General features: G+C 75.2%; 14 protein-coding genes. 7 read left to right on the top strand and 7 right to left on the bottom strand.

Going from position 1 to position 15,275, the window contains the following annotated elements:
- Nucleotides 1–56 precede the first annotated feature (56 nt).
- Nucleotides 57–620, bottom strand: coding sequence for a MarR family winged helix-turn-helix transcriptional regulator (locus ABWK59_RS11020; RefSeq protein WP_354640063.1), 564 nt, complete (start codon nt 618–620; stop codon nt 57–59).
- 127 nt (nt 621–747) lie between these two features.
- Between ABWK59_RS11020 and ABWK59_RS11015 the strand changes: the two genes are divergently transcribed.
- Together ABWK59_RS11015 and ABWK59_RS11010 are read left to right on the top strand one after the other, a co-directional pair.
- A complete protein-coding gene (locus ABWK59_RS11015; RefSeq protein ID WP_354640062.1) occupies nt 748–2,028 on the top strand; it encodes an MFS transporter in 1,281 nt (426 codons plus the stop codon).
- A 279-nt stretch (nt 2,029–2,307) separates the two neighbouring features.
- Nucleotides 2,308–3,690, top strand: coding sequence for an FAD-binding oxidoreductase (locus ABWK59_RS11010; protein WP_354640060.1), 1,383 nt, complete (start codon nt 2,308–2,310; stop codon nt 3,688–3,690).
- 61 nt (nt 3,691–3,751) lie between these two features.
- Here the strand turns inward: ABWK59_RS11010 and ABWK59_RS11005 are convergent, their stop codons facing one another.
- Nucleotides 3,752–4,762 (bottom strand): MerR family transcriptional regulator, encoded by a 1,011-nt coding sequence (locus tag ABWK59_RS11005; RefSeq protein ID WP_354640058.1) that lies wholly within the window; start codon nt 4,760–4,762, stop codon nt 3,752–3,754.
- 249 nt (nt 4,763–5,011) lie between these two features.
- On the opposite strand from ABWK59_RS11005, the gene ABWK59_RS11000 reads away from it, so the two are divergent.
- From ABWK59_RS11000 to ABWK59_RS10990, 3 genes are all read left to right on the top strand, one after another.
- The gene (locus ABWK59_RS11000) at nt 5,012–6,619 is read left to right on the top strand and encodes a dolichyl-phosphate-mannose--protein mannosyltransferase (protein ID WP_354640057.1); all 1,608 of its coding nucleotides are present in this window, start codon (nt 5,012–5,014) and stop codon (nt 6,617–6,619) included.
- The gene (locus ABWK59_RS10995) at nt 6,610–7,398 is read left to right on the top strand and encodes an ABC transporter permease (protein WP_354640055.1); all 789 of its coding nucleotides are present in this window, start codon (nt 6,610–6,612) and stop codon (nt 7,396–7,398) included. The genes ABWK59_RS11000 and ABWK59_RS10995 overlap by 10 nt, the downstream gene beginning before the upstream one ends.
- Before the next feature lie 203 nt (nt 7,399–7,601).
- On the top strand, nt 7,602–8,189 hold the full coding sequence (locus tag ABWK59_RS10990) for a TMEM165/GDT1 family protein (protein ID WP_354640053.1): 588 nt from the start codon (nt 7,602–7,604) through the stop codon (nt 8,187–8,189).
- Nucleotides 8,190–8,234: 45 nt separating this feature from the next.
- On the opposite strand, the gene ABWK59_RS10985 is transcribed toward ABWK59_RS10990, so the two are convergent.
- Nucleotides 8,235–9,428: a hypothetical protein gene (locus ABWK59_RS10985; RefSeq protein WP_354640052.1), complete on the bottom strand. Its 1,194-nt coding sequence runs from the start codon at nt 9,426–9,428 to the stop codon at nt 8,235–8,237.
- 173 nt (nt 9,429–9,601) lie between these two features.
- On the bottom strand, nt 9,602–10,534 hold the full coding sequence (locus tag ABWK59_RS10980; protein ID WP_354640050.1) for an AraC family transcriptional regulator: 933 nt from the start codon (nt 10,532–10,534) through the stop codon (nt 9,602–9,604).
- A 142-nt stretch (nt 10,535–10,676) separates the two neighbouring features.
- On the opposite strand from ABWK59_RS10980, the gene ABWK59_RS10975 reads away from it, so the two are divergent.
- Both ABWK59_RS10975 and ABWK59_RS10970 read left to right on the top strand, forming a co-directional pair.
- The gene (locus tag ABWK59_RS10975) at nt 10,677–11,183 is read left to right on the top strand and encodes a DUF1772 domain-containing protein (protein WP_354640048.1); all 507 of its coding nucleotides are present in this window, start codon (nt 10,677–10,679) and stop codon (nt 11,181–11,183) included.
- 70 nt (nt 11,184–11,253) lie between these two features.
- Nucleotides 11,254–11,589 (top strand): antibiotic biosynthesis monooxygenase family protein, encoded by a 336-nt coding sequence (locus ABWK59_RS10970; RefSeq protein ID WP_354640047.1) that lies wholly within the window; start codon nt 11,254–11,256, stop codon nt 11,587–11,589.
- 69 nt (nt 11,590–11,658) lie between these two features.
- Here the strand turns inward: ABWK59_RS10970 and ABWK59_RS10965 are convergent, their stop codons facing one another.
- From ABWK59_RS10965 to ABWK59_RS10955, 3 genes are read right to left on the bottom strand one after another with little or no spacing between them, the layout of a single operon-like run.
- Nucleotides 11,659–12,552 carry an ECF transporter S component gene (locus ABWK59_RS10965; RefSeq protein ID WP_354644910.1) on the bottom strand — a complete coding sequence of 298 codons (894 nt, stop codon included), beginning with the start codon at nt 12,550–12,552 and terminating at the stop codon, nt 11,659–11,661.
- A complete protein-coding gene (locus tag ABWK59_RS10960; protein ID WP_354640045.1) occupies nt 12,546–14,147 on the bottom strand; it encodes an ABC transporter ATP-binding protein in 1,602 nt (533 codons plus the stop codon). The genes ABWK59_RS10965 and ABWK59_RS10960 overlap by 7 nt, the downstream gene beginning before the upstream one ends.
- Nucleotides 14,144–15,274, bottom strand: a complete 1,131-nt coding sequence (locus ABWK59_RS10955; RefSeq protein ID WP_420492763.1) for a CbiQ family ECF transporter T component — start codon at nt 15,272–15,274, stop codon at nt 14,144–14,146. The genes ABWK59_RS10960 and ABWK59_RS10955 overlap by 4 nt, the downstream gene beginning before the upstream one ends.
- Between the last annotated feature and the right edge of the window lies 1 nt (nt 15,275).

The following is a 15,275-nucleotide window of genomic DNA, read 5'->3' as shown; positions in this document are numbered from 1 at the left end:
TCGCGCAGTTCCACGCACCCCTGGACTGATCGGTGGCCTTCAGGGCGCGCCGGAGGTCAGTCCAGGTCGTCGGTGCGGCCGAGGGCGTCGGGCTGGGTCTGTTCGATGCGGCGGAGCATCCGGCCGAGCATGCCGGAGAGGACGGTGCGCTCCTCGGGGGTGACGTCCTGGAGGAGGTCGGCCTCGAAGACCGCGGCCATCCGCATGAGCTCCAGCCACTTGTCGCGGCCCTCCTCGGTGAGCTCGATGATCACCCGGACCCGGTTGCTCTCGTCCCGGTCCCGGGTGACCAGCCCGTCGGCGACCATCCGGTCGATGCGGTGAGTCATGGCCGCCGGCGTGAGGCCGAGCCGCTTGGCGAGCTCGCCGGGCCCGAGCCGGTACGGGCTGCCGGCGATCACCAGGGCCTTGAGCACCTCCCACTCGGCGGAGGTGATTCCGAGCACAGCCAGCTGGCGTCCGTACGCCACGTTCATCCGCCGGGAGACCCGGGAGAGGGTGGACACGATGGTCTCCACCTGCGGGTCCACGGTGGGGGATTCCCGCTGGTAGACGGCCACGAGGTCGGCGATGCCCAGCTCGTCGGCGGGGGCCGGCGGCTCGGGTCGGGTGCTGCTCATGGGGGCATTCTTCCACGCCCGGTGCACCTTTTAAGCCTTTGACACTTGAAGCTTGCCGTCCGTAGAGTTTAGCTCTCAAATCTTGCGGTCTAAAAACGACAGACCTGAAGTGTCAACAGGTAAAGGGGTGTGCACGGTGGCCTCGCTGCGCCGCGTCCAGATCGGCAATGCGCTCAGCGCCTTCGGCAGTGGATTCACGTTGCCGTACATGTTCGTGTACGTGGATCAGGTGCGCGGACTGGGCTCCGCGGCCGCCGGAGCGGTGTTCGCCGTGTTCGCGCTCGCCGCGCTGGCCGTGCTCCCGTTCACCGGCCGCGGCATCGACCGGTACGGGCCGCGCCCGGTGCTGCTGGCCGGGGCCGGCCTCGCCGCCACCGGGGCGTTCGCCTTCGGCCAGGCGGCCGGGACGCCCGCGCTGCTGCTGGCCTCGTTCCTGTTCGGCGCCGGCGTCACCACCTCCCAGCCCGCACTGGCCACGATGATCGTCCGCTGCACCGGCCGGGAGCAGCGCTCGCGCGCCTTCGCCCTCCAGTTCACCCTGGTCAACCTGGGTATGGGGCTCGGCGCCCTGGCCGGCGGGCAGATCGTGGACGTGGCCGACCCGGCCAGCCTGACCCGGCTGTTCACCATCGAGGCGGTCACCTTCCTCGGCCTCGCCCTGGTCACCGGGACGGCCCGGATGCCCGAGGCGGTGCCCGCCGACCGCGAGGACGCCGCCCGGTCCGGGCAGCAGGACCGCGGCGGGCTGCGCGCCCTGGCCGCCGACAAGGCGATGCTGCGGCTCTGCCTGCTGGCCGGCCTGATCTTCTTCACCTGCTACGGCCAGTTCGAGTCGGGGGTGGCCGCCTTCGCCACCGACACCGTCGGCACCGCGCCCTCCACCCTGGGCCTGGCGATCGGCGCCAACGCGCTGACCATCGTGGTGCTGCAGATGTTCGTGGTGCGGATCACCGAGCGCCGCCGGCGGACCACCGCGATGGCCGCCGCCGGCGTGGTCTGGCTGGCCGCCTGGGGGATGGCGCTGGTCGCCGGACTGATCCGGTCCGAGGCGATGGCCGCGACGGTCGCGATCGTCGCGATCTACGCCCTGTTCGGGGTCGGCGAGTCCCTGCTCGCCCCGACCCTCGGCCCGATCGTCGCCGACCTGGCCCCGACCCGGCTGCTCGGCACGTACAACGCCGGCTACGCGCTGGTGAAGCAGATCGCCGTCGCGGTCGGCCCGGCCGTCGGCGTCCTGCTGGTCGGCTCCGGCACCTGGCCGCTCTACCTGGCGGCGATGGCCGGCTGCACCCTGCTGATCGTGCTGCTCTCGCTGCGGCTGCGCGGTCACCTCACGCCTGCTCAGGACAATGTCCGGGTGCTGACGGTGGCTCAGCGCCCCGTGCGGGAGCTGGAGACGGCGGCCTGATCCACGGCCCGTCACCCCTCCCGTAGCCCCGCCCCCCGCGGTCGCCCGAATGGCGGCACCCCGGGAGGCGGGGCTACGCTCGGTTGGTCCGTAGGGCGTGTCTCACGGATCTTGCCGGGCCCGCGACGCCCGGGCATGCACCTCGCCGCGTTGTCGTCGGTCGCCGATGCTCCGCATGGACTCCCTCCTCCGCCTTGCGATGCACGCACCCGGACGCCGCGGGCTGATCCGACAAGATCCGTGAGACACGCCCCGGAATCCCGCAGAGAGGGGACGGCCATGACGTCCGAGCCGCTCGACAGCAGGTCGCTGGAGGAGCTCAGGTCGGCGATCGCGGGGGAGGTCATCGGCCCCGGCGACGCCTCCTACGACGAGTCCCGGGCGGTCTTCAACGCGATGATCGACCGCAGACCGGCGGTCATCGCCCAGTGCACGAGCACGGCGGACGTCGCCTCCGCCCTCGCCTTCGCCCGGGCCCGCGGGCTGGAGGTCGCCGTCCGCGGCGGGGGCCACGCGGTCTCCGGTACGGCCATGGTCGAGGGCGGTCTGGTGGTCGACCTGCGCCGGATGAACACCGTCCGGGTCGATCCCGACGCCCGGGTCGCCCGGGCCGGCGGCGGCGCCACCATCGGCGACCTGGACCGGGCCACCCAGCCGCACGGCCTCGCCACCACCGGCGGCCGGGCCTCCACCACCGGACTCGGCGGCTTCGTGCTCGGCGGCGGATCCGGGTGGGTGGAACGGAAGTTCGGCCTCGCCTGCGACAACCTGCTGGCCGCCCAGGTGGTCACCGCCGACGGCCGGACCGTCCGGGCCGGTGCCCAGGAGAACCCCGAGCTGTTCTGGGCCCTGCACGGCGGCGGCGGCAACTTCGGCGTGGTCACCGAGTTCACCCTCGGCCTGCACCCGCTGCCCGGCTTCGCCATCGCCCTGCTGCTGTACGAGGCGGAGGCCGGCCGCGAGCTGGCGCACCGCTACCGCGACTTCATGGCGGCGGCACCCGACGAGGTCGGCGGCGGCCTGATCTACCTCACCGCCCCGCCGGAGGAGTTCGTCCCCGACCACCTGGTCGGGCAGCTGGCCACCGGCCTCCTGCTCACCTACACCGACGACCTGGCCACCGCCCGGCCGCACTTCGCGCCGATGCTGGAGAACGGCCACGCCGGCGGCGTGATCACCGACATCCCGTACGCCGACCTGCAGTGCATGATCGACGACCCGCCCGGATTCCGGAACTACTGGTCCGCCGAGTACCTCGCGGACTTCCCCGACGAGGCCGTGGACCTCTACTGCGACCGGGCCTCCGACATGGTCGTCCCCTCCGGCTCGCAGCACGCCGCCGTCGCGCTGGGCGGGGCGGTCTCCCGGGTCGAGGACGACTACCCGGTGCCGTGGCGGCGGGCCGCCTGGGCGGTGCACCCGTTCGGCATGTGGGAGGACCCGGCCGACGACGCCCGCGGCAGGGCATGGGCGAACGCCGCCTGCGCCGACCTGAAGCCCTGGTCGATCGGCGCGGTCTACCTCAACTTCATCGGGGACGAGGGCAGCGAGCGGACGGCGGCCGGGCTCGGCGAGGGCAACCTCGCCCGGCTGGCGCAGATCAAGGCGGAGTGGGACCCGGACAACGTGTTCCACCTGAACCACAACATCCGGCCGGCGTGACGGTGAGCCCGGGGGCGGGGTGACCACGCGGCGCGCGCGTGGTCACCCCGGTCGCCCCTGGTCAGGGCGCGACCGGCATCAGCAGGGAGAACGTGTCCGCGCGGTCGGCGAAGCGGATGGCGAGCGGGGCGATCGGGCCGCCGAGTTCCAGGACGAGCTGCTCCGCCGCGCCGGCCGCCAGGGCCTGGAGCAGGTAGCCGCGGTCGACCCGGACCCGCAGGCCGTCCCCGTCGGAACCCGCCGCGTCCACGGTCAGCGTCCCGTCCGGGCCGACGACCAGCGCCGACACCTCGTCCTCCGCGTCGGTCAGCAGCGCGCTCAGCTCGCCCACCCCGACCTCGACCCGGTGGGTGGTGTCCAGTCGCAGCAGGGCGCGGTAGTCCGGGTAGTCCCGGTCGATCCGCTCGCCGGCCAGCCGGTGCCCGCCGGCGTCGGCGGTGATCCGGGTGCCGTCCAGCGTCAGCTCCACCGTGGGGGCGGCGCCCAGCAGCGGCCGCAGGGCGTCGGTGAAGACGGTCGGGACGATCACGCTCAGCGCGCGGTCGGCCGGCTCGGCCGGGGCCTCGGCCACCGCCAGCCGGTACCGGTCGGTGCCGACCAGGCGCAGTGTGCCGCCCTCGGCCTCGAACAGCACGCCGGCGAGCGACGGGTGCTCGTCGGTCGGCGTCACGGCGAACCGGACGGCGTCCAGGGCGGCCGCCAGCGCGGCGGCGGGGACGGTGAGACGGACTTCCTGCATCGGGTTCTCCCTCGGATCGAGCAGTGCGCGGACCGCGGAGAGCTCACGCCGGGCGTCGGCCAGGCCGGCCTCCAGACGGGCCAGGTGCGCGTCCACGGCGGCCTCGGCCGCCGCCCGGTCGCCGTCCAGCACCCGGGCGAGGTCGGCCAGCGGCATGCCCACCCGGCGAAGCCGGGCGATCATCCGGGCGTCGGCCAGCTGCTCGGGCGCGTACCAGCGGTAGCCGGTCCGCGGGTCGACCCGCGCGGGGCCGAACACCCCGGCGCCGTCGTAGAACCGCAGCGCGCTGACGCTCAGCCCGCTGGCCCGGGCGGTCTCACCGATGCTCAGCATTCCGCTCTCCACGCCGAGGACTCTGGGGCCTCGACCAGGTCGAGGGTCAAACCCCCGCATCATCCCGCCCGCCGCCGACACCGATTCCGACACCGACACCGACACCGACACCGGTACCTGTCGCCACCCGCCCGGCCGGGCCCCGCCGGTTCGGCGGCGTCGCTCGGGGACCGGCCGCTAGGATTCGCGACAAAGGCGACATAGCGTCCACCCGTGCTGTCGCTCCGTCAGCGAAGACCGGGAGGGCCCATGGCGCAGACCGCGGTCGCCGAGGCGCCGAGGACCGCCCGCCCGGTCGCCCTCCGCGGGCCGCTGCCCTGGGCGGTGCGCCACGCAGGATGGCTCGGCCCGATCGCGGTGGCGGTGTTCGCCGGCCTGCTCCGGTTCTGGGACCTGGACTACCCCAACGCCTTCGTCTTCGACGAGACCTACTACCCCAAGGACGCCTGGTCGCTGCTGGAGCAGGGCTACGAGGGCGTCTGGGCGGAGACCGCCAACCTCGACATCCTCGCCGTCCCGCAGCTGATCCCGCTCACCGCCGCACCCGAGTTCATCGCCCATCCGCCGCTCGGCAAGTGGGTCATCGCCCTGGGCGAGTGGGCGTTCGGACTGCACCCCTTCGGCTGGCGGGTGGCGGTCGCCCTGATCGGCACGGTCACCGTGCTGATGCTGGCCCGGATCGGCCGGCGGCTGTTCTCCTCCACCCTGCTGGGCTGCACCGCCGCGCTGCTGATGGCCGTGGACGGGCTGCACTTCACCATGAGCCGGGTCGGCCTGCTCGACGGCGTGCTGATGTTCTTCGTCCTCGCCGCCTTCGGCTGCCTGCTGATCGACCGCGACCGGGCCCGAGCCGTGCTGCGCGCCGCCGAGGCCGAGGGCGCCCGGGCCCCCGACGAGGTCCGGCTGGGCGTGCGGCCCTGGCGGCTCGCCGCCGGGCTGTTCCTCGGCTGCGCCTGCGCCGTCAAGTGGAACGGCGCGTTCGTCCTCGCCGTGTTCACCGTGCTCACCCTGCTCTGGGACCGGGCCGGCCGCCGCCGGGCCGGCGCCGTCCGCCCGTGGCGCTCGATGCTGCGCCGGGACGCCCCGTACACCCTGCTCTCCCTGATCGGCGTCGGCGCCGCCGTCTACCTCGCCGCCTGGAGCGGCTGGTTCGCCTCCGACGGCGGCTTCGACCGGCACTGGGCCGACCACCGCGCCGGGCTCTCCCCGCCCAGGACACCGGTGCTGGACATCCCGCTCCCGCAGGTCCCGATGACCTGGGTGCCCGCCGTACTCCGCGGCTGGTGGCACTACCAGGCGCAGATGTACGACTTCAACACCGGGCTGACCAGCCCGCACACCTACCAGTCCAACCCGTTCAGCTGGCTGCTCCAGGGCCGGCCGGTGTCCATGTACTGGCAGCAGGTGCCGCGGGGGCAGCAGGGCTGCACCGCCGACGAGGGCTGCGCCGGCCAGATCCTGGCGATCGGCACCCCGGTGCTCTGGTGGGCGGCCTGCCTGGCGCTGGTGTACACGCTGTGGCGGTGGGCGTTCCGCCGCGACTGGCGGGCCGGGGCGGTGCTGGCGGGCGTCGCCGCGGTGTACCTGCCCTGGTTCCGCTACCAGCAGCGGACGATCTTCTCCTTCTACATGGTGGCGCTGGTGCCGTTCCTCTGCCTGGCCGTGGCCCTGACCCTCGGCGCGCTGCTCGGCCCGCCCGGCTGCCCGCCGCGCCGGCGGCGGATCGGGGCGGCGGCGGCCGGGCTGGTGGTGCTGGGTGTGGTCGGCTGCTTCGCCTTCTTCCACCCGCTGTACACCGCCGAGGTGATCCCGATGGACGACTGGCGCGCCCGGATGTGGTTCCCGACATGGGTGTGACCCGGGCCGCCGGGAACCAGCTGCTGCCGGTCACCCCCGCCCTCGGCGTGGGCTGCGCCCTGCTGCTGGCCGCGGCCGTGGCGGTGGCCGGCTGGGGCGGGCTCGGCCACGGCCGGGCGGTGCTGCGGGCCGGGCTGCGCGCGGTGCTCCAGCTCACCGTGGTGGCGCTGCTGATCGCCTGGGTCGTGGGTTCGCTGTGGACCTCGGCCGCCTTCGTCCTGGTGATGTTCACGGTGGCCGCCCGGACCGCAGGGCGGCGGATGACCGACGGCCCGGACTGGGTCTGGGCGGCGCTGCCGATCGGCGCCGGCGTCCTGCCGCTGCTGGGCCTGCTGCTGGCCGCCGGGCTGGTCCCGGCGGACGGCCGGTCGCTGATCCCGGTGGCCGGGATCCTGATCGGCGGCGGGCTGACCGCGACCTCGCTGGCCGGCCGCCGGGTCAGGGACGAGCTGCGCACCCGGCACGGCGAGGTGGAGGCGGCGCTGGCGCTGGGCTTCGAGGAGCGGGACGCCCGGCTGGAGATATCCCGGGCGGCCGCCGCGACCTCGCTGGTCCCGGCCTTGGACCAGACCCGGACCGTCGGCCTGGTCACGCTCCCCGGGGCCTTCGTGGGCATGCTGCTCGGCGGAGCGACCCCGGTCGAGGCGGGCGCGGTGCAGCTGTTCGTCCTGATCGCGCTGCTGGTGGTGGAGTCGGTGGCGATCGTGGTGGTGCTGGAACTGGTCGGCCGGGGACTGGTGGCCTCGGGGAGCGGCGGGGGCGCCGGCGGGGTCCGGTAGGCTGGGAGGCGTTGAAGGGGAGTAGCCCTCCACCGGACCGTCGACACACTGGCCCTCACGGGCCCGGCGCCCGGGACACCCGCTCACCGGGTGTCGGCGAGACCTTCGGCCGCAGTGCTGTGACCATGACCAGTGCTGTCGGGCCGAGGCGTCCCCCGAGGGCTCTGGCACGGCAGCCCGTACCGAGAGGCCCGAACCCTTCGATGAGTAGCCTGACCGTCGCCGCCCTGACCTTCGGCATCATCTTCCTCGCCGAACTCCCGGACAAGACCGCGCTGGCCAGCCTGGTGCTGGGCACCAGGTACCGGGCCTCCTACGTGTTCGCCGGGATCGCCGCCGCGTTCGCCGTGCAGGTGTCGCTCGCCCTGGTGGCCGGAAGCCTGCTGGCCCTGCTGCCGCAGCGCTGGGTGGAGGGCGTCACCGGCCTGCTCTTCCTGGCCGGCGCGGTGATGCTGCTCTGGCACAGGGACGAGGAGGACGACGGCCGCCCGACCAAGGAGCCCTCCTCCGGGTCCTTCCGGAAGGTCGCCGGGGCCAGCTTCCTCCTGGTCCTGGTGGCCGAGTTCGGCGACCTCACCCAGATCATGACCGCCAACCTGGCCGCCAAGTACGCTGATCCGCTGGCCGTGGGTCTGGGCTCCTGGCTGGCGCTGTGCGCGGTCGGCGGCGTGGCGATCCTGGGCGGGCAGAAGCTGCTCAAGCACGTGCCGATGCGGATCATCGTCAGGGTGGCGGCCGTGGTGATGCTGCTGATGTCGGTGTTCAGCCTGGTCAAGGCCGCGGTCGGCTGACCGGGGACGGGCGAGGGGCGGTGGTGGTCGGCCGACCACCACCGCTCAGCAGTCCGGGTTCTTCGCCTCGGCCTCGAGGATGGTGCGGGTGGCGGTGCCGTACTCGCCGCGCTTGTCGCCCCGCACCCGGACGTCGCGCTGGTAGCTGCTGAGCACGTCCTCGGTCCACCAGTCGAAGCTGTCGCTCTTGGCGAAGTCGCCGAGCTGCCCGCAGTACACCACGGCCAGCAGCTGCTTCATCCGCAGCACGTCCGCGCCCTGGTCGCCGCGCTTGAGCACGCTCGCCGCGGTGGGGGTGGCCGAGGTGGGCGCCGCGCTGCTGGGCGCGGCCGAGCTGGCGGCGGCGGTGGTCGGCGCCACGGAGGGCTTGGCCGCCGGGGCCTTGCTCACCTTCGACGCGGACGGGCTGGCCTTCGCCGAGGTCTCCACCACGGTCGGGGTCTCGCTCGGTGACGGATCGGTCGGCGAGGGCTGGAAGCTGCTGGTCGGGACGGGCAGCGCGTGGTCGCGCCGGTCGGCCCCGCCGGAGGCCGGGGCGAGCGCCAGGGCGAGGCCCGCGCCCACCGCGGCGAGGCCGAGCCCGGCCCCGGCGATGACCACCCGGCGACGGGTGGCCGGCGAGGCCTGCGCCCGGGAACGGCGAGGGCGCTCGCCCTCCTCGTGGAAGGCGAACATCCCCAGGTCGGCGCCCGGCTCCGGGTCCTGGCCCGACTGCGGGCGCCGCGGGGGCGGCTGCGGGGCACCGGCCGGCGGGGGGCCGGGCTGGGCCGGTATCAGCCGGGTGGCCGCGGCGTCCGGGTCCGGCTCGGCGTACGGCTGCGGATATCCCTGCGGCTGCGGGTAGGACTCGGGCTGCGGGTAGGCGTCGGGCTGTGGGTACGCCTGCGGCTGGTGGTACGCCTCGGGCTGCTGGTAGGCGTGCGGCTGCTGGTACGCCTGGTGCTCGGGGTGGGCCTGCTGGGCCTGCTGGGGCTGCGGCTGGGCGTACGCCTGCCGGGCGTAGGCCTGCTGAGCCTGCTGGGCCTGCGGGTACGCCTCGGGCTGCGGCGGGGTGTACGGCTGCTGCGGGGCGGGGGAGGGCTGCTGCCGGGGGAGGACGGTGGTGCCGAACGGGTCGGCCACGGGCGCCTGGAGCGTCTCGGGGCTGACCGCCGCGACGTACGGGCGGACCAGCGGCGGCCCCTCGACCTGCGGGAGGACCGCGGTGTCCTCGGCGCTCGGGTCCGGCTGTGCCGGCATGGCCGGTCCTCCTCGGGTCGGATGTGAACGGGGCTGATTATGCAGGAGCTTTCTGGGCGGCAACAGGGACGGGCGCCCACCTCCGGGAGGGATGTCCGGGTTGATGGTGATACGGATGTCATGAACGATCCGTGTCCGCTTCGTGGGCGGACGGTGCGACAGAGCCGTCCTAATCAGGACATTCCGCGGTGCTGTTGCGGCGTCAGCCCGCGCACCCGCTTGAAGGCGGTGCTCAGCGCGAACGGGCTGCCGTAGCCGACCCGGCGGGCCACCGAGGCCACGGTGGCGTCCGGCTCGGCGAGCAGGTCGGCGGCCAGGTCGAGCCGCCAGTCCGTCAGGTACGCCATCGGCGACCGGCCGACCAGCTCGGTGAACCGGCGGGCCAGGGCCGCCCGGGAGACCCCCGCCTGCTCGGCCAGCGCGGCCACCGTCCAGGGACGGGCCGGGTCGGCGTGCAGCAGCCGCAGCGCCCGGCCCACCACCGGGTCCGCGTACGCCCGGTACCAGGCGGGGGCGGGCGAGGCCGGACGGGACAGCCAGGTCCGCAGCACGCTGATCAGCAGCAGGTCGAGCAGCCGGTCCAGCACCACCTCCTGGCCCGGCTCCTCCCGGACGGTCTCCTCGGCCAGCAGCGGCAGCAGCGGGGAGTCGAACTCCGCGGCGGCCAGCCTCAGCACGGTCGGCAGGGCGCCCAGCAGCCGGCCGCTGACCTCGCCGCGCAGCTGGTAGGTGCCGCTGAGCAGCACGGTGGCGCCGTCCGGGCGCTCGCCCCAGGTGCGGACGCCCAGGTCCCGCTCCTCGCACAGCCGCTCGCCGTCCAGGGTGGCCGACACCTGGCCGGGGAGGATCACCACCTGTGGCGCCGTGTCCGGGTGGTCGGCGACCGTGTACGGCTGCGGGCCGCGGACCACCGCCACGTCACCCGGCCCGAGGCGCACCGGCGGACCGTCCCCGGGCACCACCCACGCCTCGCCCCGGACCGGGGTCAGCAGGCACAGCGGGGCCTCGTCCTCGATCCGCACCGCCCACGGCGGGTCGTACACCGACCGCAGCAGGAACGCCCCTTGGGCCCGCGGGCCGGTCAGCAGCGCGCCGAGTGCGTCCATGCGGCAAGCCTAGACACCCGGGGGCGGGCGCGGGCGCACCTTCCGAGACGTTCGCGTATGCCGGCGAGTGTCAGAACCATGGATCACCGGGCGGTGAGCCGGTTGACTGGTGGGCATGACGAGAGGAACGGGGGAACCCACGATGGCAACCGCACGGATCATCACCCTGGTTGCGGCGGTGATCGCCACGGGTCTCAGTGCCGGGCTGTTCTACGCCTACGCCTGCTCGGTGATGCCGGGCCTCGGCCGGGCCGACGACCGGACGTTCGTGGAGGCCATGCAGCGGATCAACGTGGCCATCCTGAACGGCTGGTTCATGCTGAGCTTCCTCGGCGCGCTGGTCCTGATCGTGGCCGCGGGTGTGCTCCACCTGGGCGCCGGCGCCCGGTCCGCGCTGCCGTGGATCGCGGTCGCGGCGGTGCTCTACCTGGCCATGCTGGTGATCACCGGCGTGGTCAACGTCCCGCTCAACGACCGTCTGGCAGCGGCGGGTTCGTCGGACTCAGGGATGGACCTCGCCGCCGTACGGGCCGACTTCGAGGCGGTCTGGGTGCGCTGGAACGTGGTCCGCGCGGTGGTCTCCACCGCGGCCTTCGGCTTCCTCACCTGGGCGCTGGTCGCCGCCGGCCGCGCCACCGGTCGGTCCTGAGCCGCACCCGGCGGGGCCCGGCCCTGGCAGACTGCTGACCAGTGATCGGCCAGACGAGAGGTTGTGCCCCATGAGCGTGGTGAAGATCAACGTGCTGACGGTGCCGGCGGAGATGCGCGAGACGCTGGAGAAGCGGTTCGCGGCCCGGGCCGGGGCGGTGGAGAACTCGGACGGGTTCGAGTGGTTCGAGCTGCTGCGCCCTGTCGAGGGCACGGAGCAGTACCTGGTGTACACGCGCTGGCGCGACGAGGACGCGTTCAAGGCGTGGATGGAGGGCCCGATGCAGGCCGCCCACCGCCAGGGCCCGCCGTCCGCCGAGGGCGAGGCGCCGAAGCGTCCGGCGGCCGCGGACTCGACGCTCTGGTCCTTCGAGGTGGTCCAGTCGGCCGGCCCGAAGAACGCCTGACCCGCGCCGAACCCCCGCTGAACCCCCGCCCCCGGCCCGCGCCGGGGGCGTTCTGCGTCCGGGCCCGGGTCAGGGGGCGTCGGGGGACCCGGGTCGGGGGGTGTCGTGGAAGGCGGCCGGGGCGGTGAAGGCGGCGCGGCGGGTGGCGCGGCGCAGGGCACGCAGGACGGCCGGGCCGGCGGTGAGGCAGAGGACGGCGGTGAGAGCCGCGCGGGGGAGGTCCCAGCCGAGGGAGGTGGTCAGGCAGTAGGCGGCGAACCGGGCCAGGTTGGCGCCGAGCGGGTCGCCGGGGACGAACGAGACCGAACTGCTGGTGCCGGCCAGGTACGGCCAGCCCTGCAGGTTCATCACGGTGCCGTACGCCACCGAGGCCACCGCCCCGTACCCGGCGAGCAGGGCGGCCTCGGCCCGTCCGCGGAGCCGGGCCGCGCCCGGCAGCAGGCCGGCGCCGAGGCAGACCCAGCCCATGGCGAGCATCTGGAACGGCAGCCAGGGGCCGACCCCGCCGGTGAGCAGGCCGGAGGAGAACAGGGTGAGCGCGCCGAGGACGAACCCGAAGCCGGGTCCGAGCGCCCGTCCGGCGAGCACCATCAGGAAGAACATCGGCTCCAGACCGGCCGTGCCCGCGCCCAGCGGCCGCAGCGCGGCCCCGGCCGCGGCGAGCACCCCGAGCATGGCCACCGCCTTGGCGTCCAGGCCCGCGGAGCCGCCGCCCGCCGTCCGGCCCTCGGCGATCTGGGCGACCACCACGGCCAGCAGCAGCGGCAGCAGCAGGGCGAACAGCCACGGCGCGTCCGCGGAGTGGCCGGCCAGGTCGGAACCGGGCGCCGCGAACAGCGGCCAGCCGAACGCCCCGGCGCCGATCACCGAGACCAGCCCGAGCGCGGCCGCCGACCGCCGGCCAAGCGGGACGGGCCGGGTCAGGACGGGCCGGGTCAGGGTGGTCCGGGCGGCGCTCACGATTCCTCCAGGGCGGCGGCGACCTGGCCGGGGGTCAGGAACGGGGCGAGGATCTTCGCCACCTGCGGGGCGAACGCCGGGGAGGCGAGCACCACCTCGGCGGTCGGGCCGTCCGCGACGATCTCGCCCTCGGCCAGGATGACCGTCCGGTCGGCGAGTTCGGCCGCCAGCTCGACGTCGTGGGTGGCCAGCAGCACCGCGTGCCCGTAGGCGGCCAGCGCCCGCAGCGCGGTGACCAGCCGGGCCTTGGCCGCGTAGTCCAGACCCCGGGTGGGCTCGTCGAGCAGCAGCAGGGGCGGTTCACAGGCCAGCACGACGGCCAGGGCCAGACCGAGGCGCTGCCCCTCGGAGAGGTCCCGCGGGTGGAGCCGGCCGTCGATGCCGGGCAGCAGCCGGTCCAGCACCGCGCGGCAGCGCCCGGGTTCGGCGCCGGCGTCCCGGTCGGCGGCGGCGCACTCCTGCGCGACGGTCTCGGCGAGCAGCAGGTCGCGCGGGTCCTGCGGGACCAGGCCGACCCGGCGGACCAGCTCCGCCGGGCGGGCCCGGTGCGGGGTCAGCCCGGCCAGGTCCACCCGGCCGGCGGACGGCTTGTGCAGCCCGGTCAGGGCGCCGAGCAGGGTGGACTTCCCGGCGCCGTTGCGGCCCATCAGCGCGGTGATCCCGCCCGCCCGCAGCACCAGGTCCACCCCGCGCAGGGCGGCCACCGGCCCGCGCCGGACGGCCAGCGCGGCCGCCTCGGCCACCGGAGCGCCGTCGGCCGCCGCCCGGGCCGGCGGGGTCCGGCCCTCCAGCCGGGCCCGCAGCGGGGCCGCCCGGCGGCGGGCGTCGCGGACCGACAGCGGCAGCGGGGACCAGCCCGCGGCCCGGCCGAGCGCCACCACCGGCGGGTGCACGGGGGATTGGGCCATCACCTCGGCGGGCTCGCCGAGCACCGGCGGCCGCCCCTCGCCGGGCAGCAGCAGCACCCGGTCCGCGTACTGCACCACCCGCTCCAGCCGGTGCTCGGCCAGCAGCACGGTCGTCCCGAGGTCGTGCACCAGCCGCTGCAGGACGGCCAGCACCTCCTCGGCGGCGCCCGGGTCGAGCGCGGAGGTGGGCTCGTCCAGCACCAGCACCTTCGGGTGGACGGCCAGCACCGAGCCGATCGCCACCCGCTGCCGCTGCCCGCCGGAGAGCGAGCCGGGCGCGCGGTCGCGCAGCTCGGTCAGGCCCAGCAGGTCCAGGGTCTCCTCCACCCGGCGCCGCATCACCTCCGGCGGCAGGCCCAGGGACTCCATGCCGTAGGCGAGTTCGTCCTCGACGGTGTCGGCGACGAAGTGCGCCAGCGGGTCCTGGCCGACGTAGCCGACCAGGTCGGCGAGGTCGCGCGGGCGGTGGGTACGGGTGTCCCGGCCGTCCACGGTCACCCGGCCGGCCAGGGTGCCGCCGGTGAAGTGCGGGACGAGCCCGCTGACACAGCCCAGCAGGGTGGACTTGCCGGAGCCGGACGGGCCGACCAGCAGGCAGAGCTCGCCCTCCGGCACGGTGAGGTCCACCCCGTCCAGCACCGGCCGGTCGGCGTCGGCGTACTGGACCCGGACCTGCTCGAAGGTGATCACCGGCTGCTCCTGGGCGGGTTGGGGGCGACGAGGGCGGGCAGCAGGCCCAGCAGCACCGCCGTGGCGGGGGCCAGCGGCAGCGCGGGGGCGGCGAGCGGCACCAGCGAGGGGTCGAGCGCGCCGGGGTGCCGGGCGGCGAACCACACCACCAGGAGGCCGGCGGCCAGCCCCGACCCCGCGGTCAGCCACTCGGCCGACGCCCACGGGTCCGGGCGGTACCGGGTCCTGACCGTCCGCCGTCCGCCGAGCGCCAGGCCGCCGCCCAGCGCCGCCGCACCGGCCGGCAGCAGCACCGGCGCCCACGGGTGGCCGCCCGGGGCGAGCAGCCCGAACACGGCGGTGGCGGTCAGCAGCAGGCCCAGCAGGGTGAGCACCGCAGTGGCCCGGGCGGTCCGCGGCGGGACGGGCGCCCTCCGGCCGAAGCCGCGGGTGTCCATCGCCGCGGCCAGCGCCACCGAACGCTCCAACGCCCCTTCCAGGACGGGCAGTCCGACGCTCAGCACGGCGCGGACCCCGCGCTCGGGACGGCCCCGCAGCCGACGGGCGGCCCGCAGCCGCCGGACGTCCGCCACCAGGTTCGGGGCGAAGGTCATCGCCACCACCGCGGCCACCGCCACCTCGTACAGCGCTCCGGGCAGGCAGCGCAGCAGCCGGGCCGGGGAGGCGAGGGCGTTCGCGGCGCCCAGGCAGAGCAGCAGGGCGGCCAGCTTCATCCCCTCGTACAGGGCGAACAGCAGGCCCTCCGCGGTCACCGTGCCGCCGATCCGGACGCCCTGCGCCCAGTCGGGCAGCGGCACCTGCGGCAGGGTGGCGAGCACATGGGTGCCCGGGACGGGCGAGCCGAGCAGGACGGCGAACAGCAGCCGGATGCCCAGCACCACCAGGCCCAGCCGGAGGAAGGCACCCCAGGAGCGGGCCCAGGGCGCGTCACCGCGGCGGGCCGCGACCACGTACCCGGCGACCGCGCACACCAGCAGGAGCAGCAGCGGGTCGGTGGTGCGGGAGGCGGCCGCGGCCAGCCCGAGGGCCCACAGCCACCACGCCCCCGGGTGCAGGTGGCGCGGGCCCGTGGTGGAACGTGTTCCAGCGGCGGTGCGGGGGCGGGCGGGATCGGCGGTACGGGGCACG

The sequence above is a fragment of the Kitasatospora sp. HUAS MG31 genome (genome assembly GCF_040571325.1).
Classification (GTDB): domain Bacteria; phylum Actinomycetota; class Actinomycetes; order Streptomycetales; family Streptomycetaceae; genus Kitasatospora; species Kitasatospora camelliae.
Note: the sequence above shows the minus strand (reverse complement) of the source record. Positions and strands in the feature narration are given on the sequence as shown.